At 70.7% G+C, this 17,679-nt stretch carries 16 protein-coding genes; 4 read left to right on the top strand and 12 right to left on the bottom strand.

The annotated features are described in order from the left end of the window. Positions 1-173 precede the first annotated feature (173 nt). Both RG19_RS06190 and RG19_RS06195 read right to left on the bottom strand, forming a co-directional pair. Positions 174-2,027 (bottom strand): DUF885 domain-containing protein, encoded by a 1,854-nt coding sequence (locus tag RG19_RS06190; protein ID WP_058834511.1) that lies wholly within the window; start codon positions 2,025-2,027, stop codon positions 174-176. Positions 2,028-2,146: 119 nt separating this feature from the next. Next, positions 2,147-3,451 (bottom strand): short-chain fatty acid transporter, encoded by a 1,305-nt coding sequence (locus RG19_RS06195; protein ID WP_058834512.1) that lies wholly within the window; start codon positions 3,449-3,451, stop codon positions 2,147-2,149. Between the two features lie 180 nt (positions 3,452-3,631). On the opposite strand from RG19_RS06195, the gene RG19_RS06200 reads away from it, so the two are divergent. Then, positions 3,632-4,498 (top strand): hypothetical protein, encoded by an 867-nt coding sequence (locus RG19_RS06200; RefSeq protein ID WP_058834513.1) that lies wholly within the window; start codon positions 3,632-3,634, stop codon positions 4,496-4,498. A 157-nt stretch (positions 4,499-4,655) separates the two neighbouring features. Here the strand turns inward: RG19_RS06200 and RG19_RS06205 are convergent, their stop codons facing one another. The 4 genes from RG19_RS06205 to RG19_RS06220 all read right to left on the bottom strand — a co-directional run bounded on the left by RG19_RS06205 (position 4,656) and on the right by RG19_RS06220 (position 8,668). Next, positions 4,656-6,476: a DUF7844 domain-containing protein gene (locus RG19_RS06205; RefSeq protein ID WP_082672799.1), complete on the bottom strand. Its 1,821-nt coding sequence runs from the start codon at positions 6,474-6,476 to the stop codon at positions 4,656-4,658. A 98-nt stretch (positions 6,477-6,574) separates the two neighbouring features. Continuing rightward, entirely contained in the window at positions 6,575-6,856 is a 282-nt protein-coding gene (locus RG19_RS06210) for a DUF2388 domain-containing protein (RefSeq protein WP_082672800.1), read from the bottom strand. 56 nt (positions 6,857-6,912) lie between these two features. Continuing rightward, the gene (locus RG19_RS06215) at positions 6,913-8,211 is read right to left on the bottom strand and encodes a TIGR03862 family flavoprotein (protein WP_058834516.1); all 1,299 of its coding nucleotides are present in this window, start codon (positions 8,209-8,211) and stop codon (positions 6,913-6,915) included. A gap of 52 nt (positions 8,212-8,263) precedes the next feature. Continuing rightward, positions 8,264-8,668, bottom strand: a complete 405-nt coding sequence (locus RG19_RS06220; RefSeq protein ID WP_058834517.1) for a hypothetical protein — start codon at positions 8,666-8,668, stop codon at positions 8,264-8,266. A gap of 157 nt (positions 8,669-8,825) precedes the next feature. On the opposite strand from RG19_RS06220, the gene RG19_RS06225 reads away from it, so the two are divergent. Continuing rightward, positions 8,826-9,092, top strand: a complete 267-nt coding sequence (locus RG19_RS06225; protein ID WP_058834518.1) for a DksA/TraR family C4-type zinc finger protein — start codon at positions 8,826-8,828, stop codon at positions 9,090-9,092. Here the strand turns inward: RG19_RS06225 and RG19_RS06230 are convergent. Continuing rightward, entirely contained in the window at positions 9,080-9,694 is a 615-nt protein-coding gene (locus RG19_RS06230) for a mechanosensitive ion channel family protein (RefSeq protein WP_058834519.1), read from the bottom strand. The two genes, RG19_RS06225 and RG19_RS06230, sit on opposite strands and share 13 nt — an antisense overlap. Positions 9,695-9,874: 180 nt before the next feature. Here RG19_RS06230 and RG19_RS06235 point away from each other — a divergent pair, with 180 nt between their 5' ends. After that, positions 9,875-11,410 carry a calcineurin-like phosphoesterase C-terminal domain-containing protein gene (locus RG19_RS06235; RefSeq protein WP_058834520.1) on the top strand — a complete coding sequence of 512 codons (1,536 nt, stop codon included), beginning with the start codon at positions 9,875-9,877 and terminating at the stop codon, positions 11,408-11,410. A 128-nt stretch (positions 11,411-11,538) separates the two neighbouring features. On the opposite strand, the gene RG19_RS06240 is transcribed toward RG19_RS06235, so the two are convergent. The 4 genes from RG19_RS06240 to RG19_RS06255 all read right to left on the bottom strand — a co-directional run bounded on the left by RG19_RS06240 (position 11,539) and on the right by RG19_RS06255 (position 14,603). Then, positions 11,539-12,408, bottom strand: a complete 870-nt coding sequence (locus RG19_RS06240; RefSeq protein WP_157515186.1) for a C13 family peptidase — start codon at positions 12,406-12,408, stop codon at positions 11,539-11,541. A 71-nt stretch (positions 12,409-12,479) separates the two neighbouring features. Further along, complete coding sequence (gene mtnC, locus RG19_RS06245; protein WP_058834522.1) at positions 12,480-13,175, bottom strand: acireductone synthase; 696 nt, start codon at positions 13,173-13,175, stop codon at positions 12,480-12,482. Positions 13,176-13,183: 8 nt separating this feature from the next. Beyond that, positions 13,184-13,735: a 1,2-dihydroxy-3-keto-5-methylthiopentene dioxygenase gene (locus tag RG19_RS06250; protein WP_058834523.1), complete on the bottom strand. Its 552-nt coding sequence runs from the start codon at positions 13,733-13,735 to the stop codon at positions 13,184-13,186. 226 nt (positions 13,736-13,961) lie between these two features. Continuing rightward, entirely contained in the window at positions 13,962-14,603 is a 642-nt protein-coding gene (locus RG19_RS06255) for a methylthioribulose 1-phosphate dehydratase (protein WP_058834524.1), read from the bottom strand. A 123-nt stretch (positions 14,604-14,726) separates the two neighbouring features. Between RG19_RS06255 and RG19_RS06260 the strand changes: the two genes are divergently transcribed. Continuing rightward, positions 14,727-16,067, top strand: a complete 1,341-nt coding sequence (locus RG19_RS06260) for a dicarboxylate/amino acid:cation symporter (protein ID WP_058836451.1) — start codon at positions 14,727-14,729, stop codon at positions 16,065-16,067. A gap of 283 nt (positions 16,068-16,350) precedes the next feature. On the opposite strand, the gene RG19_RS06265 is transcribed toward RG19_RS06260, so the two are convergent. Next, the gene (locus RG19_RS06265; RefSeq protein WP_058834525.1) at positions 16,351-17,652 is read right to left on the bottom strand and encodes an amino acid permease; all 1,302 of its coding nucleotides are present in this window, start codon (positions 17,650-17,652) and stop codon (positions 16,351-16,353) included. Positions 17,653-17,679 lie beyond the last annotated feature (27 nt).

A 17,679-nucleotide genomic window follows, 5' to 3' on the forward strand; every position in this document is an offset into this window, starting at 1 on the left:
CGGCAGCGGGGCGTGCGCCCGGGATGCATCGCCCGGCGCGGCGTTCGGTGCCGACGACGCGCCGGGGTGCGCCGCCGTGGCCGGCGACGGTGCCTCTCGCGTCCACCACCACGTCAGCCCCGCGAGGACGCTCCCCGCAAGGCCTGCGAGCATCCATGCCCGCAGCCGGTGGTTCATGACGACTGCGACGCCTGCGCGATGTAGTCGTCCACTTCGCGCTCCAGCAGGTCGAGCGGGACCACGCCGGTCAGCAGCACGCGGTTGTGGAAGGCGCGCGGGTCGAAGCGGTCGCCGAGGGCGTCGCGGGCCTTGTCGCGCAGGCGGATGATCTCGAGCTGGCCGATCATGTAGGACGTGGCCTGGCCGGGCATCACCACGTAACGGTCGACCTCCGACGGCGGGATGCCGTAGTCGATCGCCTGCTGGCGGGTCCAGCGCATGGCGTGCAGGCCGGTATCCACGACCAGGCGGCGGGCGCGGAACAGTTCCGCGTCCAGTTGGCCGAGCAGGCCTTCCGGATCGTTCTCGTACCAGCCTTCTTCGGTCGCCAGACGTTCGGCGTACAGCGCCCAGCCTTCGCTGAAGGCGGAGATGCCGCCGAGCGCGCGGGTCTGGCGGAACTTCGGAAGGTCCTGGTTCTCCACCGACAGCGCGACCTGGAAGTGATGGCCGGGCACGGTCTCGTGATAGACCAGCGTGCGCAGACCGAAATGGGTCAGGCGGTCGGGCCGCAGCGGCATCTGGTAGATGCCCGGTCGCGAGAGGTCCAGCGGCGGCGCGGTGTAGCTGGCGGCGGCGCTGGCCCAGCGGTACTCGGGGTAGGGCTGGGCGATAACTTCGGATTCGGGGCGGATGTCGAACAGCGCATCGGCGCGACGTTCGGCATCGCGCATCATCGTCTCGATGTCGTCCATGATCGCCTTGCGGCCGCTGGCGTCGTCGCTGTAGGCGAGATCCTTGCGCAGCGCGTCCACGCGCTCGCGCACGCTGCCGTCGGTGCGACCGATCGATTGCAGGATGGTGTCCATCTCGCCTTCGATGCGCGCGACCTCGCGCAGGCCGATCTCGTGGATCTGCTCGGCACTGAGGTCGGTCGAGGTGAAGCGGCGCAGATGGTACGCGTAGGCGTCGGCGCCCTGGTCGAAGCGCCACAGACCGGCGTCGTCGGTGGCATCGGCCAGTTGTGCTTCCAGCGTGTCGATCGCGCGTTGCCAGGCGGGGTAGACCTGCTCGCGGACCATCTCCGTCGCGCTGGCCACATGCGCGGTACGCGTATCGGCGTCGATGCCGTCAGCCGACGCCAGGCGTTCGTCGAACGTCGTCACCAGCGGATTCTCGGCGGGCGGAGCGGCGATGAACTGGCGCATCTGTCCGAGGGTGGCGTCGAGGATGAAGCGGGGTGGCAGGACGTCGCGCTCCGCGAGCTCGCGGCTGCGGGCGATCGCCTCGTCCATGCGCGCCTCGAACTGGCCCAGGCGTTGCAGGTAGTGGTCGGCGTCCTGTGCGTTGCGCACCGGGTGCATCACCGTCATCAGGTTCGGCAGGCCGACGTTGGCGCCGCCGAACTGCTGCAGCGGATAGCTGTAGTCCTCGAAGGGTTCGCCTTCGATCATCGTGCGCAGCTGCCAGTCCATGAGCTCGGCGGAGACACGGTCGGTCGCGTTCATCGCGTCGCGGTCGAAGCCGGCCAGCTCTGCGCGGCCGCGCTCGGCCAGCGCGAGCGTCTCGCGCCGGTACTCGGCCGTCTGCGGCGTGAGCTGGCGATCCATCTCGGCCTGCACTGCGGGATCGTCGAAGTAGCGGCTGGCGGTGGCGGCGGTGGGCTGTCGACGCATCCATTCGTCGGTGAAGGACTGGAAGAACGCCGAGACCGATGCGTCGGTCTGTTCGGCGCCCGCCTCGCGGGGCGTCGCGCTCTCGGCTGCGCCCTGCGGTGCGGGCGAGCACCCGGTGAGAGATGGGGCGGCGAGGGACAGGGCGGCGGCGAGTGCCAGCCCCAGCGGGGCACGGCGGATGCGTTGGACCACGCGGAACTCCTGTTGAACGAACGATCCCCGATCTTAATCGACACGTCGCCTCGTCGTGACCGGGCGTGTTCCATCCGGACGCGCAGGCGAGCGCGTCGCAGCGCTGCGACGCCACACGCTCACACCAGCAGGAGCACCGCGCTGATGATGAAACCCGATGCGAACAGCAGCATCAGGCAGTAGCCCATGATGTCCTTGATCTTGAGACCCGCGATGGCGAGCAACGGCAGCGCGAAGAACGGCTGCAGCATGCTGGTCCAGGCGTCGCCCCAGGCGACCGCCATGGCCACGCGCGGCAGGTCGGCGCCCAGCGCCTGCGCGGCCGGGATCATCACCGGCGCCTGCACCGCCCACTGGCCCCCGCCCGAGGGCACGAACATGTTGATCAGCCCGGCCGACAGGAACGTCCACAGCGGCAGGGTGCGATCGGTGGCGAACGACACGAACCATTCCGACATCGTCGTCGCCAGCCCCGAGCCGACCAGGATCGCCATGATTCCGGCGTAGAACGGGAACTGGATGACGATGCCGGCGCCGCCCTTGATCGCCTCCTGCAGCGCCGCCAGCAGGCGTGCCGGCGTCCGGTGCAGCACGATGCCCAGCATCAGGAAGCCGTAGTTGACGATGTTGAGGTTGAGGCTGCCGCCGGACAGGAAGTGGTCGGCGAGATAGACCAGACCGGCCAGACCGATCGCCACCGACAGGATCCAGCCGTGCTCGAGACGTACGGCGGGCGTGGCATCGTCTTCGAGCACCGGCGGCTTCGCGTCGTCGGGCGGCGTGAACAGCACCGCATCCTTGTCCGAAGGCGTCATCGCGCGGTTGATCAACGGCACGGCGATCACCAACAGGCCGATGATGATCAGGTTGAACGGTGCGAAGATCGTCTGGCTGGTGGGAATCAGGCCGATGGCGTCCTGCAGGAAGTGCCCTTCGGTGGCGATCGTCAGCGGGATCGAGCCCGACAGCCCGCCGTGCCAGATGATGAAGCCGGAGTAGGCGCTGGCGACCAGCAGACGGTAGTCCACGCGCACGTGACGCGCGACCTCGCGGGCGAACAGCGCGCCGATGACCAGGCCGAAGCCCCAATTGATCCAGTTGGCCGCCAGCGCGACCAGGGTCACCACGACGATGGCATTCTTCGGCGTGCGGCAACGCGAGGCGAGTGCGGTCAGGGCGCGGGCGACCGGCGGGGTCTTGGCGAGGATGAAGCCGGTCACCAGCACCAGCAGCATCTGCATCGAGAAGCCCAGCAGTTCCCAGAAGCCGGTACCCCAGTAGCGGATCAGCTCCAGCGGCGGCGTGCGCTCGACGGTCAGCGCGGCGATGGCCGCCAACGCGGTGAAGATCAGGACGAAGACGTAGGCGTCGGGCAGGAAGCGCTCGACCAGGCGGACGGACAGGCGGGTGGCTCGCTGGAACATGGGCGCGGGATCGACGACGACGGGCGGTCGTCCAGCCTAGCGATCCGCCGGGCGCTTGGCCCTTGGACCATCGTCGATATCGCAACCCGGCGTCATCCGCGCGACGTTCGCGGACGATGGCCGCCGCGTTCACGCCGCAGGCGGCACGATGCGCGGGACATCCGTTCAGGGAGCCTCGCCATGCCGCCCATCCCGCCGTTCCGTCGCGTTCCCGTCGCGGTGCTCGCGGCCGCACTCGTCGCCGCGCTGGCGGCGTGCGGCAGCGGTACATCCGACCCGGCGGGGGCGACGCCCGATCGTCCGGATGCGGACGCGGAGCCGCTGGGCCCTGCCACCGTGCCGATGCCGGCCACGCGCGCCGACGGCGGCGCAGAGCGTGCGCCGCCGGGTGGCGATGCGGTGCCGGTGCCCGAGGCGGTGATCGTGTCGACCAACGAGCCGTTCTACCAGGCGCGGGTGGAAGGCGGCACGCTGGTGCTGACGGGCGTCGGCTTCGAGGCGCGGACTCTTTCGATCGAATCGTCGGACTTCGCAGGCGGGATGCGCATGATCCGGGCCCGTGACGCCGAGGGGACGGTGGAGGCCGGCGTGCGCGCCGTCGAATGCGAGGACGACATGTCGGGTGCCGAGTTCCCGCTGACGGGCACGCTGACGGTCGGCGACAGCGGGCCGCATCGGGGTTGCGCGCGGCCGGCCGACATGCCGCCGCCGCGCGAACCGGGCATGGCGCACCATGGTCAAGCGCGGGCGTCGCTGCCCCCCGCCCTGCAGGGACGCTGGGCGCCGGATGCCGAGGCGTGCCGCGATCCGGCATCGACCATCGAAGGGATCCGGGTGACGTCCGACGAGATCCGTTTCCACGAGAGCACCGGCGTCGCGCGTCATGTGGAGACCGATGCGGAGGGGGCGAGTCGCGTCCGCTTCGATTTCGAAGGGGAAGGCGAGCGCTGGGAGGCGGCCTACACCCTGCGGATCGACGAGAACGGCGCGTTGCAGCTCATGGGCCCCGACGACACCGCATGGGTTCGCGTGCGTTGCGAGGGCTGACCGTGGAATCGCCGGAGCGCCGCAGCGGGCGCGTTCAACAGGTTCGGCCCTGATCCAGCCGGGCGCCGCGCCCGGTACTGCGCGCAGGCCTTCGCGGCGCCGCCTGCGTGACGATCGATGGCGCGGGCGGTCGTGCAGGCGTGCGGAGGCTCCGGACCTACGGCTCTCCACGCGATATCGATCCGGATCCGCATGCGGCGGTGGCGCGCACCGTGGCGTCGCCCGTGCTTTCGGTGGCCATGCTGCCGGCGGCCTCGCCGCCAGAGGCCGCGACGTCGGCTGCGGTACACGCGCGCAGGTGGGCCGACACCGCGTCCACATTGACGCGCTGGGCGACGAGTTCGTCGCGCAATGCCGCAGGCAGTGCCTGTTCGGCATCGGCGATCAAATTTAGGCCATCCTGCTCCCGCCCGGCTTGCAGCGCCCGCGCGCGCGCGCCGGCGGCCGCGCGCTCTTCCGCCTGTGGCAGACCGTATCCCGGGATCTCGGCGAGCAGCGCGGCGGGGCGGATCAGCACCCCTTCCGCGGCGAGCACGCCCTCCAACAGGGCGGCGACATCGTGATCGGCCTCGTCCGCGCGCAGCAGCCGGCGCTTGAAGGCGTCGCGCGCGCGCAGCTCGACGCGCCGCAGCGCGGCATCCTCCAGCACCATCAGCGCCGCCGTGGCGCGCAGATCGCTGCTGGTCAGCCAGGGCCGGCGCGCGGCCGCATCCAGATCGAGCCACGCCACGACATCGGCGGCCGGCAGGTGCAGCGCAGCGTCGGCCACGGCGAACAGCATCCGATAGTGGTCGCTGGCGGCGGGGAAGCGATAGCCCAGCCGGGCCGCTTCGGCCGGGTCGTCGAGTACCGAGGCGTCGGCGATGCCGCGTCGTTCCAGCTTGCGCAGCAGACCGGTCGGGGTGATCGCGGCGAGACGCTCGTCGGCCAGCCTGGGGACGCCGTCGTGCAGCAGCTTGAAGGTCTCGCTGGCGCAGTTGTTGCCGAGGAAGGTGTAGCGCCCGTCGTAACTCCAGTGCAGCTGCGCGGCGCGTTCCACGAGGCCGGCGATCTCGTTCGCATCCAGGCGCAGCGGCACCGAACGCAGGCCGCGCAGTTCGGTGCGGGTGTATTCGTCGACGACCTGCGACAGCGGCAACACGAACAGGCGCGACGGATAGCGGCCTGTGAGACCGCGCCAGTTCGACAGCTGCACATCGTCGACGAAGGCGCGGAACGACAGCACGCGGTGGTGCTCGAGGTCGAACCGGCAATCGGGTCCCGGCGGACGGCCGGGTGCGCAGACCACCAGCCGCAACATGCTGTGGCCCCACCGGCTCATGATCGCGTCGGTCGGCTCGGCGAACAGGTATTCGACCGCGACCACGCGGTCCGGTGTCAGGCCGTCCAGCGGCGTGCCGTCCGCATCGGGCATGACGAAGGGCAAAGAGGGATCGCACTCCGGTCGGGTATCGTCGCCGGCGCCCGGGATGCCGAGCGCTGCCGCGAAATGACGATGCAGCGCTGGCCGCCGGCAGCGGTAGGCCGGGTCGAGCAGGAAATGCTCCAGGTTGACCGCGACGAACTCCGCAGGACTGTGCAGCTCGTAGGGGTCGGGCGAGCGGTCGCGCATCGGATTGCGCGCATTGCGCAACCCGAAACGGCGCGGCCGGTACTGCCAGCCGGCCAGATCGAGCAGGCGCGGGTCGCGTGAGAGCCGCGCTCTACGGTCGAGGGCGTGGGCGAGTTCGTGCAGCAGCGCCGGCAGGGCGACGGCCGGGTCGGGTGAGCGCAGCAGTCCGCGCGGCAGCCTGAGATCGCGTCCGCGCAGGCGGCCCTGGATGTGATCGGGCAGATCGTCGACGAAACGCAGGCGCAGGGCCGGCAGGTGCGCCTGCACCGCGGTCGGCAGCAGGGCGTCGGCCTGCTGCAGCAGGGCGTCGGCGCGGCGGGCTTCGTCCTCGGTCAGCGTTTCCGTGTCGAGGGTCACCGGCAGCATGGTCGCTGCGGCGGGCGGGCCGGCGCCTGCCAGACCGACGGCGAGCAGCGCGGCGGCGAGCCGGGCGCGGATGCGGCCGGCCGCGCCGCGCCCGGCACTCACAGCGCCAGGATCTGCCGGGCGAGCTCCAGATCCGATGCAGTGCGCGCCTGCGTGGAATGCGCACGCAGGTGATGCAGTGCGGCCTCCAGTTGCACGCCGCGCAGGCGTCCGTCGGTGGCGACGAAACTCGCTGCCTCGGTACGTGCCTGGACCAGCACCTTGTCGTCGCCCGAACTGCTCCCGCTGGAGGCCGAGCTGCCGCCGGACGCGGCGCCGGCGGAGGTGCCGGCAAAGCTCGATGCGGCGGCGGGCGTCGCGATCGCCAGGGCGCCCAGCATGGACAGGATCAGTGTGGCGTTGCGTGGCATCGGCGTGATTCTCGCGTGAAGGTGGCCTAGCCTAGCGCAGGTGGCACCGCGTGTTCGCTGACCGGCTCGGCCGGTGTTCTCGGCTGCTTCAGGAAGGCGAGCATGCCCTCGGCGGCGACGATGCCGCTGGCGAAGCAGGCGGTGAGCAGATACCCGCCCGTCGGCGCCTCCCAGTCGAGCATCTCGCCGGCGCAGAACACGCCCGGACGGCGGCGCGCCATCAGCCCGGCGTCGAGCGCTTCCAGGCGCACCCCGCCGGCGGTGCTGATGGCTTCGTCCATCGGGCGCGGACGCCGCAGCCGGAGCGGCAGGCGCTTGAGCAGGACGGCGATGCGGGCGGGGTCGTGCAGGGCGTCGGCACCGCCGACTTCGCGCAGCAGGCCGATCCGGACCGGGTCGAGGCCGGCGGCACGGCGCAGGTGCTCGCTGAGGCTGCGCTTGCCGCGCGGGCGTGCCAGATCCCGCTGGAGACGGTCGATGTCGCGGCCAGGCACGAGGTCGAGCTGCAGGTCCGTCCCGCCGTCGCGGGCGATGCCCTCGCGCAGGTCCGCGCCGATGGCGTAGATCGCGCTGCCCTCGATGCCGGTGGCGGTGACCACGCATTCGCCCTGGAGCTGCCGCGCCTGGCCGCTGCCGTCGGTCCAGTGCAGGACCACCGGCTTGAGCGGCGCGCCGGCGTGGCGTTCGGCGAAATGGGCACTCCAGCCGATGTCGAATCCGCAGTTGGCCGGCTGCAACGGTGCGACCTCGATGCCGGCAGCCTCCAGCCAGGGTACCCAGCCGGCGTCCGAGCCCAGTTGCGGCCAGCTGCCGCCGCCCAGGGCGAGCAGGGTCGCGCCGGCGCGGACCTCGCGTGGACCCAGCGGCGTATCGAAGTGCAGGGCGCCTTCCGCCGTCCAGCCCGTCCAGCGATGCTGGACGTGGAAACGAACCCCTTCTTCGCGCAGCCGGCGGACCCAGCCGCGCAGCAGCGGTGCGGCCTTGCGGTCGTTCGGAAAGACACGCCCCGAGCTGCCGACGAAGGTGTCGACACCCTGGTCGCGGGCCCACGCACGCAGGGCGTCGGCGTCGAAGCGGCGCAGCCAGGCGGCGACGGCCTCTTCGCGTTCGCGATAACGGGCGGCGAAGGGCGCGAACGGTTCGGCATGGGTCAGGTTGAGCCCGCCCTTGCCGGCGACGAGGAACTTGCGGCCGACCGAACCCATGGCATCGAACAGATCGACCTCGACGCCCGCGCCGCGCAGGATCTCGGCGGCGATCAGACCGGCGGGGCCGCCACCGATGACGGCGGCGCCGGGAAGGGCGAGAGGGGAGAGGCCTGACATCGGGCCATTATCCCCCGATTGCTCCGGTGCACGCCGCCGTGCCGGGTGCGCCTCAGGCAGTGGCGGCAGGCGGCGCGTGACGTTCGCGGCGTTCGGCTTCCAGCGCGTCGAGATGGGCGTCGAGCGTGCGGCCGTGGACGGCGGCTTCGTCTGCGGCGGCCGCGCGCAACTGGGGCGAACAGCGCAGGCGCGGACCGCCCGGGCTGTCCGCGTCGTGACGCCGGGCGACGTGGCGCAGCATCGCCAGGGCCATGGCGGCGCTGTCGGTCCGGGCTACGGTGCTGCCATCGAGCAGCAGCAGCCACTCGCCGTCGCGCAACGCCACCGCGGCGAGGGTGTCGCCGGATGGATCGGTCAGGCTCGCCTGGATCTGCAGGGGGTCGCCGAGGCGCCGGAAAGACCGCGGCGACGCGGTTCGGCGGCGGGCGTCGCGTCGGGCCTTGGAGTTCTGGGACATGGGGGCTTCCCGTCGCGCGTGGAGGAGCGCACCCGGTCATGCTAAGGGATGCGGACGCCGCGCGCGCGTACCTGAACGCGTCACGATGCAGACTTGGCCGGCGCGGCGCCCGGCCCCATTGTCTGGGTTCGTTCCGAGAACGCATTGGGAGACCGCTATGGCGACCGGATGGGCTGGAGACGGCGCGGTGCACGAGCAGATCGACGCGACCGTCGAGGATGCGGTGCGCCGCGCGCGCAGCCGGATGCGGCAGGGCCCTGGCCGTGCCGCATGCGAGGAATGCGATGCGCCGATTCCGCCGGCGCGGCGGGAGGCGGTGCCGGGCGTGCGCCTGTGCGTGCGGTGCCAGGACGCGGAAGACCGTGACGCGACGGGGGCGGGCGCCTACAACCGCCGCGGCAGCAAGGACAGTCAGCTGCGTTGAACGTCGCCGCCGGGCGCTCTCTGGGCGCCGGGCAGGACGGGCGGCGGCGGAACGTCGTCGCCGCGCCAGCGCCGGACCGTGCGCTGGAAAAACATGTTGTTGGGCACCTGCAGGATGGTGCCGCGGGTGCCGTCGCCGGTCTCGTGCAGGGTGGTGTAGACCAGGTGGATGTCGGCGACGTAGCCGCGCAGCCCGGGTTTCTCGCCGTTCTCGAGGATCTCGATATAGTCGTGCAGGCGAAACGGCCGGGTGGTGAAGATCAGGATCGTGCAGAAGATGTTGGACAGCACGCTCCACGCGGCGAAGAACGCCACCGCCGCCACCGCGGCGAAACCGGTGAATGCCGTCCACAGCACGGTGCCCGACACGCCCATGCGTTCCAGGATCAGCAGGGTCGCGGCCGCATAGATCGCGAAGCTGGCGATGCGGCGCGTACCGGTCGCGATCTCGCGCGGCAGTTCGTAGCGATCGCAGATGCGGGCGCTCACGCGGCGCACCACCCTCACGAGGATCCAGGCCAACAGCACGATCAGCAAGGCTTGCGCCAGCGGCACGACGATGCCGAACCATTCCTGGAACCAGGGCGGCAGCCGGTCGCGCATCGGGGAGGTCTCGTGAAGGAGGGTGGGCGCATTCTAGCGGTGCGCCTCGCCGGCCACGCGCCCGGCGCGACCTCTGCGTCATCCGTCGTGTCGCATTGCGCAGCAACGGCGCGAGCGCCCGCCATGCGGAGGTCGCACGAGGCCGTCCATAATGGCGGCCGATCATTCGTGGAGTCGTCGATGCGCGCTGTCCTGCCGGTTCTCGTCCTCGCTGCCTGGGCGTTGCCGCTGGGGTCGATCCTGGCCTGTACACAGGGGCGCGTACTCGTGCGCGATGGTGCTGCGCTGGATCCGCTCCCGGACGTCCGTGTGTCGGACGGGCGGCAACTCGTGGCCACCGATGCGCGCGGCGATTTCGTGTTCGCTGCCGCGCCCACCGGGCCCGTGTTCGCGATCAAGCCGGCCGGTTACGCATTTCCCGTGCGCGACGACGGCTTGCCCGACTTCTGGCGTGCGCCGGATGCGGTGACCTGCGACTTCGAACTGGCGCCCGCGCCGGTTGTGCGCGATGCGCTCGATGTCCTGGTGTTTTCCGATCCTCAGACCACCGATCTGCGCGAAGTCGGCTACTACCGCGACGACGTGGTGGCGCCGCTGGTCGGGCAACACCGCGCCGCCCTCGGGGTGACCCTGGGCGATGTCGCCAACGACGATCTGGCGCTGTACCCCGCGATCAACGCGGTGACCGCGCAACTCGGCGTGCCCTGGCTGCATGTGGCCGGCAACCACGACCTCGATGCGGAGGCCGATTCCGATGCGGCCTCCCTGGCGACCTTCCGCAGCGTCTACGGTCCGGACAGCTTCGCCTGGGAAGAGCCCGAAGCGGTGTTCGTGGGACTCGACAACGTGGTGGTCCAGCCGGGCCGGCGGCCTGCCTACATCGGCGGCCTGCGCGACGACCAGTTCGCCTTCCTCGAAGCCTATCTGCCCGGTGTGCCCGACGACCGGCTGCTGGTGCTGATGATGCATATCCCGTTGTTTGACGCACCGGCCGGCCGCGAGACCTTCCGCGATGCCGATCGCCAGCGGCTTTACGCACTCCTGGCGCGACATCCGCGCGTGCTCGTGCTCAGCGGGCACCGGCACGTGCTGCAGCACCGGTTCCACGGGGCGGAGGACGGCTTCGACGGGGCGACGCCGTTGCACGAATTCAACGTCGGCGCGGTCAGCGGCGCGTTCTGGAGCGGAGTGCCGGATGCCGAGGGCATTCCCGACGCGCGGATGGCCGACGGCACGCCGAACGGACATGCGTCGCTGCGCGTACGCGCAGGCGGCGAGTACGCGCTCGCCTGGCATCCGGCCCGGGTCGGTGACGCGCCGGATGCGACCGAAGCGATGGCGCTGCATGCGCCGCGGGTGCTGCGGCAGGGTGCGTATCCGGCCTTCGGCGTTTACGCCAATGTGTACATGGGTCTGCCGGAGACGCGGGTCGAGTTCCGCGTCGGCGACGGCACGTGGCGTCCGATGCAACGGGTCGCGGCGCCCGATCCCCGGCTGACGCTGGAGAACGCGCGCGACGACATGGCCGAGACCCTGCGCGGTCGCGACCGCTCGCCCGAGGCGGTGGTCTCCACGCACCTGTGGCGCGGTGCGATGCCGACGGACCTGCCGGCGGGCGAGCACCGCGTGGAGGTCCGCGCGTTCGACCCCTGGCTGGGCGAACAGCGTGCGGCCACCCGCTACCGGCTGCAGGCCGACGAGGCACCGGCCCGGTAAGTCCCGGCGGCGGGCCCAGCTCGGCCGGATGGCGGCGTCCGCGAGGGGATGCCGCCCCGGCGACGCGCTGCGGGGGGCGACGACGAACGGCGCCGGTTACGGCCGGTATCAGGGCGCCCCGCGCGCGATCAGGGGCTGTCTTCGCCGAACATCGGGGGCGGTGGATCGAACGCGACCGCTGCGCCGGCCGTCGACGTCTCGCGCCAGCGTTGCAGGACGGTGCCGATCCGGGCGCCCTGGGCGATCTGCGGATGCGAGCGTGGAAAGCCTTCCGTGCGCTCGCGTTTGGCGATCGCACGTGCGGCATCCTTGTAGGCGGCGACGAAGTCGGTCTTGCGGTTGAGGCCGTCGATCAGCCAGGCGCCGCCGAAGTAGGTGAGTTCGGCATCCACGCCGCAGCCGAACGAGGGACGATCCGCGCGCGCGGCGGTGATCACCAGGGTGTCCGGATCGGAAAGGGCCGGGATGAAGCCGCCGGAGAAGCAGGCGGACACGACGACCACGCGATGACGGATGCCGGAGGCGTCGAGCGCCTCGCGCAGTTCGGCCGGCGAGATCTCCTCGTCCACGAACGGCGGCAGGATCGCCGCGAGGTGGTGATCCTCGCTGCCATGCGTGGTCAGGAACAGCAGCAGCACATCCTCGTCCGGGTCCATCGCCCGGCCGACGCCGGCCAGCGCGTGGCGCAGTCCCGCCAGGGTGGCGAGCGGGCGCTCGGTGGCCGGTTCGAGCGCATCGGGGTGGTTGACCAGCGTGACCGTGCGGCCGCCGTTGCCGAGGCGTTGCGCGGCGGTGCGTTCCAGATGCAGCACCTCGTTGCGGAACACGTCCTCCTGGCCGTCGCCGGCCATGCCGACCACGTACAGGTCCACCTCACCGGGGCGCTGGGCAGGCATCGCGGCCAGCGCCGCGTCGATCAGGCGGCGGTCGCGCGCGTCCCAGTCCTCCTCGGCCGCGTGCAGTGCGCCGGCAACCAGGCCCAGGAGCAGGGCGAACACGGCGAACTGCGCCGGCGTACCGGCGCGCAGGCCGAACAGTCGAGGCGGCCGCCGCCGCTCGCCGCGCACGCTCAGTCCCGCAGGGCGTCGAAGCGCTCGACCCGGCGATGTCCGCCGCTGGCATCGTCGAGGCGGGGTTCGGGGTAGTCGTCGCGGCGGTCGAGCAGCACCGTCTGAAGTCCCGCGTCGCGTGCGGCATCGAGTTCGGCGACCACATCGGACAGGAACACGATGTCCGACGGCGACGCCTGCAACGCCTCGGCGATGCGTACGTAGCTGACCGCCTCGCGCTTGCCGCCGATCTCGGTGTCGAACCAGGCGGAGACCAGCGGACTCAGGTCGCCGGCGTCGCTGTAACCGAAGAACAGCTTCTGCGCGGCGACGGAGCCGGACGAGTACACGGCGATGCGGTGGCCTTCGGCATGCCAGGCGCGCAGCGACGCGACCGCATCGGGATACATGTGCGCGCTGTAGGCGCCGTTGCGGTAGCCGTCCGCCCACAGCAGACCCTGCAGGGCCTTGAGCGCGGTGTGCTTGCGGTCGGCGTCGATCCAGGATTGCAGGATCGCGACGACCTCGTCGTCGCTGGCCACGCCTGCCTCGCCGGCGACGGCGTCCAGCCAGCGCCGGACCTCACGGTCCGCGGCGTGGGCGGCGACGAAAGCCGGCAGCTGCTCGCGCGCGTACGGGAACAGCACCTCCTTGACGAAGGAGATGCTGCTGGTGGTGCCCTCGATGTCGGTGAGGATGATGCGCGGCAACGGCATGTCGGACCTCAGCTTCCGGCCTGGTAGCGGGGGAACTTGCTGGCGATGTCCGACCCGGTGAAGTGGCCGACCCAGCCGTCGGGCTGTTCGAAGAAGCGGATCGCGACGAAGTTCGGCTCGTCGCCCATGTCGAACCAATGGGTGGTGCCGTCGGGCACGCCGATCAGGTCGTTCCTGACGCACTCGATCTCGTAGACGCGATCGTCGACGTGCAGGGTGAACAGGCCCGAGCCGGCGACGAAGAAGCGGACCTCGTCCTCCTTGTGGAAGTGCTCCTCGAGGAACTTGGCGCGCAGCTCGTCCTTCTTCGGGTTGTCCGGGGCGATGCTGATGACGTCGACGGTATTGAAGCCGCGTTCGGCGATCAGGCGGTCGATGTCGGCCTGGTAGGCGGCGATCACCTCGTCCTGCGACGCACCCGGGGCGACCGGGCGATTGGCTTGCCAGCGTTCGAAGGTCACGCCGATCCGGTCCAGCTCGCGGGCGATCTCGTCGCCATCCTGGCTGACCAGCAGCGGGGTATCGGGGGCGTCGTCGGCAAAGATGCGCAGTCGGCTCATGGGGGACTCCATTGGCGGGCGGCGGAAAGCGCCCAGACTAACAAGCGGGATCGGAGTGGGGACGTCACCGCCGGAACACAAGGCGCGCGTGGCCGAAACACCGCAGGGCAGGCCGTCGTCGCGATGGTCTGCCGGTCATGAAGGAACCGGCGCGCACCGGGCGCGGGGTCGGCAGGGCCCGGGTCGACCCGCCAGCCGCGTGAAGCGGCTGGCGGGATCCTAGCGGTCAGCCGCGCACACCGAAGCGGCGCAGCTCCAGCTCGCAGTCCAGCAGGAACTCGAACGCCTCGAGGTGACGTCGCGCCTCGGCCATGTCGCGGCCCCAGGCATACAGGCCGTGGCCGTCGATGAGATAGCCCCACATCGGCCGGTCATCGAGCAGCGCTTCGACCTGGGCGGCGAGGGTGGGCATGTGCTGGCTGTTGGGCAGGACCGGGAGGTCGAGCGCGGTCTCGTGGGTGTCGTTGCCGCGGAAGGCCTTGAGCAGTTCGTAGCCTTCCAGGCGGACTTGGCCCTCGCCGGCGAACAGGCGCGAGGCCACGGTCTGGTTGCGCGAATGGGTGTGCAGCACGCAGCCGATGTCGGCGTCGCGGCGGTAGAGCTGGGTGTGCAGCAGGGTCTCGGCGGACGGACGGTGGTCGCTGCCGACGGCCTGGCCGTCCATGTCCACGACCATGATGTCGGCTTCGCGCAGCTTGCCCTTGTCGCGGCCGGAGACGGTGATCGCCGCGTGGCGGTCGTCGAGGCGGCGGGAGAAGTTGCTGCTGGTGGCCGGTGTCCAGCCCAGCGCGGACAGCTCGCGCACGTTGACGATGATTTCGCCGGCGAGTTCGCACAGGCGATGGTGGTCGTAAGGGACGGCGCTCATCGGGCTCTAGGCGTCACGGGGCGCTTCACTATACCGGTTCGGGCGGTTCGGCCATCCCCCGGCGGGGACCCTGGCGGGCCTGCGTGGCGCGGGATTAAGCTGCGCCGTCCCCAGGAGATGCCGATGCCATCCTCCCCGTCCGCGTCGCGCCGCCGGCTGCCGTTGCACTGGAAGATGTTGATCGGTTTCGCGGCGGGTCTCGCCGTGGGCCTGACCGCCTACCTGACCAGCCCGGACGCGGCGTGGGTGGAGGCGGTCACCCGCTACGTGACCACCCCGTTCTCGACGATCTTCCTCAACCTGATCTTCATGCTCATCGTGCCCCTGCTGTTCTCGGCGCTGGTCGCCGGAATCGCCGAGATGGGCGACGTGCGTTCGCTGGGGCGGATCGGCTGGAAGACCCTGGCCTACACGATCACGCTGTCCACGGTCGCGGTGTTGATCGGCCTGCTGATGGTGAACTGGCTGCGCCCGGGCAGCGGAGTGGATCCCGCGCTGGCCGAGTCGCTGATCGCCGAGAACAGCGAGCGCACCCGGCAGATCGTCGACAGCGTGGACGAGACGCCCAGCGGCATCGACATGCTGCTGTCGATCGTGCCCGACAACGTGGTGGAGGCCGCGTCCAGCAATGCCTCGATCCTGGCGCTGATGTTCTTCGCGGTGATGTTCGGCATCGGCATCGTGCTGTCGGACCCGGAGAAGACCGCGCCGCTCAAGCGCCTGGTCGACGGGGTCTTCGAGGTCTCGATGACGCTGATCAACCTGGTCATCCGGCTGGCGCCTTACGCGGTGTTCTGTTTCATGTTCAATCTGGCGGCGGTGTTCGGCTTCGAACTGCTGATCAGGCTCGGCGCCTACGTGGGCGTGGTGGTCGGTGCGCTGGCGTTGCACATGTTCGTCAGCTACTCGGTGGCGCTGCGGCTGGCCGGCTACTCGCCGCTGGCGTTCTTCCGCGGCATCCAGGAGGCCACGGTCATGGCGTTCTCGACCGCGTCGAGCAACGCCACCCTGCCCACCGCACTGCGCGTGGCCGACGAGAAGCTGCACCTGCCCAACAAGGTGTCGCGGTTCGTGCTGACCGTGGGAGCGACCGCCAACCAGAACGGCACGGCGTTGTTCGAGGGCGTGACGGTGCTGTTCCTGGCCCAGTTCTTCGGGGTGGACCTCACCCTCGGCCAGCAGGTGATGGTGATGCTGGTCTGCATTCTCGGCGGTATCGGCACCGCCGGGGTGCCTTCGGGCTCGTTGCCGGTGGTGGCGCTGATCTGCGCGATGGTCGGGGTCAACCCGATCGGCATCGGTCTGATCCTGGGGGTGAACCACTTCCTCGACATGTGCCGGACCACGCTCAATGTCACCGGCGATCTCGCGCTGGCGGCGATGGTGTCGCGGGGCGAGGAGGCCGACGCCGGGCCGGCGCTGCCTCCAGACCCGGGTCCGGCAGCTCCGAAGGAAGCCGTCTAGCGTCCGCCACCGGGGCCAGCGCCGGGGCCAGGGCTCCAGCGCAGCGCCAGGGCCAGGGCCATGACAACGTGCTCCGAGGTGAAGCGCACGGGGCGCGCTTCGCTTCGTCCCGTCAGGTCGCGGGCCTTCGAAGCGAAGCGAAGCGTTTCACAGCATCTCTCGCAGCCAGTAATTCCTGCTGAGGAAAAGGCCCCGTCCTCACATGGCGCGAAGGCTCGTCCCGGCTTTCAGACAGCGCGAAGGCGCGTCCCGCGCCGGTCCGATCCGGGGTGCGGGCGCTGAATCAGTCGGCCGACGACGCCCGTCGCGAGAAGCCGCGGTAGGCCGCCCAGGCCAGCAGCGCGACCACCAGCGAACCGATCAGGGTGTCCACCGGCGTCGACCAGACCAGCAGGCCGCAGGCGACCAGCGCGCCCATGCCCAGCGCCTTCTCGCGGCCGGTGGACGCGTGCTCGCGCGTGCCCAGCAGCAAGGCGAGGCCGGCGGCGGCATACGCCATCACCACCAGCATCACCACCATCTCGATCAGGATCTCGAACTGGCTGCCCACCGTGGGCGCCATGGTGACCGCGGCGATCACGCTCATCGACAGGGCGACGATGAACAAGCCCCAGCCGGCGGCGCCGTTCGGGCGCAGGCGGCCGAAGATCGCGGGCAGATACCCGCGCTGCGCCGCGCGCGCACCGGTCTCGCCGGACACCAGCATCCAGCCGCCCAGGGTGCCGGTGGCCTTGATCGCCGCCGCGGCGGCGATGATCGGGATCGCCCAGGCGCCGAACATCTCGCCGGCCACCAGCGCGAACGGAGCGCTGGACCCCGCCAGCACGTCGGCCGGCACGATGCCCATCATCAGCACCGACGAGATCAGGTAGACGACACCGGCGATCAGGATGCCGCCGATGGTCGCGCGCGGCACGTTGCGGTCCGGGTCGTCGACCACGCCGGCGACCATCGCGCCGGTTTCCAGGCCCACGAAGGCCCAGAAGATCGGTGCCAGCGAGCCGAACACCACGGCCGCGTCGGATTGCCCGGAGACGTTCCAGGCCGAGCGGTAGATGTCGCCGTCGAAGCTGGCCCAGCCGGCGACCAGCACGCAGGCCACCGGCAGCAACCCGAACACCACGCAGAACGACTGGAAGCGCGCGATCGGCCGCGGCCCCATCATGTTCAGCGCGAACATCGTCCAGATCAGCAACAGCTGGCCCCCCAGGCGCACGCCGTAGCCGTCCTCGACCGGCAGCAGCAGGATCAGATAGCCGAACGCGGCCACGGCGATCGCGTTGTTGCCGATCCACGACGAGATCCAGTACAGCGTGCTGGTCAGAAAGCCCATGTCGCGGCCGAGCGCAGGGCGCACGTAGTCGTCGGGCGAGTTCATGTGCGGGTACTGGCGCGCCAGCCGCGCGAACGCGGCGCCGAGTACCACCGCCAGGCAGGTCGCCAGCAGCCAGCTCAGGGCGGTGATCGCGCCGGAGCGCGCCAGCGTGGCCGGCAGCAGGAAGAAGCCCGATCCGATCATGTTGTTGGCGACCATGAAGGTCGCGAGGAGCGGGCCGATCTTCTTGGCGGTGGAGAGCGTGGTCATCCGTGGATCCGGTTCGACGTGTTCGAC

It is taken from the genome of Luteimonas abyssi, from assembly GCF_001482195.1.
Classification (GTDB): Bacteria; Pseudomonadota; Gammaproteobacteria; order Xanthomonadales; family Xanthomonadaceae; genus Luteimonas; species Luteimonas abyssi.

Coding starts and splice junctions, on each gene's coding strand:
- mtnC (WP_058834522.1), bottom strand. CDS start 13,175: ATGCCGTTGCCGCGCATCATCCTCACCGACATCGAGGGCACCACCAGC.
- RG19_RS06205 (WP_082672799.1), bottom strand. CDS start 6,476: ATGCTGCCGGTGACCCTCGACACGGAAACGCTGACCGAGGACGAAGCC.
- RG19_RS06215 (WP_058834516.1), bottom strand. CDS start 8,211: ATGTCAGGCCTCTCCCCTCTCGCCCTTCCCGGCGCCGCCGTCATCGGT.
- RG19_RS06195 (WP_058834512.1), bottom strand. CDS start 3,451: ATGTTCCAGCGAGCCACCCGCCTGTCCGTCCGCCTGGTCGAGCGCTTC.
- RG19_RS06200 (WP_058834513.1), top strand. CDS start 3,632: ATGCCGCCCATCCCGCCGTTCCGTCGCGTTCCCGTCGCGGTGCTCGCG.
- RG19_RS06250 (WP_058834523.1), bottom strand. CDS start 13,735: ATGAGCCGACTGCGCATCTTTGCCGACGACGCCCCCGATACCCCGCTG.
- RG19_RS06260 (WP_058836451.1), top strand. CDS start 14,727: ATGCCATCCTCCCCGTCCGCGTCGCGCCGCCGGCTGCCGTTGCACTGG.
- RG19_RS06210 (WP_082672800.1), bottom strand. CDS start 6,856: ATGCTGGGCGCCCTGGCGATCGCGACGCCCGCCGCCGCATCGAGCTTT.
- RG19_RS06235 (WP_058834520.1), top strand. CDS start 9,875: ATGCGCGCTGTCCTGCCGGTTCTCGTCCTCGCTGCCTGGGCGTTGCCG.
- RG19_RS06225 (WP_058834518.1), top strand. CDS start 8,826: ATGGCGACCGGATGGGCTGGAGACGGCGCGGTGCACGAGCAGATCGAC.
- RG19_RS06255 (WP_058834524.1), bottom strand. CDS start 14,603: ATGAGCGCCGTCCCTTACGACCACCATCGCCTGTGCGAACTCGCCGGC.
- RG19_RS06265 (WP_058834525.1), bottom strand. CDS start 17,652: ATGACCACGCTCTCCACCGCCAAGAAGATCGGCCCGCTCCTCGCGACC.
- RG19_RS06230 (WP_058834519.1), bottom strand. CDS start 9,694: ATGCGCGACCGGCTGCCGCCCTGGTTCCAGGAATGGTTCGGCATCGTC.
- RG19_RS06220 (WP_058834517.1), bottom strand. CDS start 8,668: ATGTCCCAGAACTCCAAGGCCCGACGCGACGCCCGCCGCCGAACCGCG.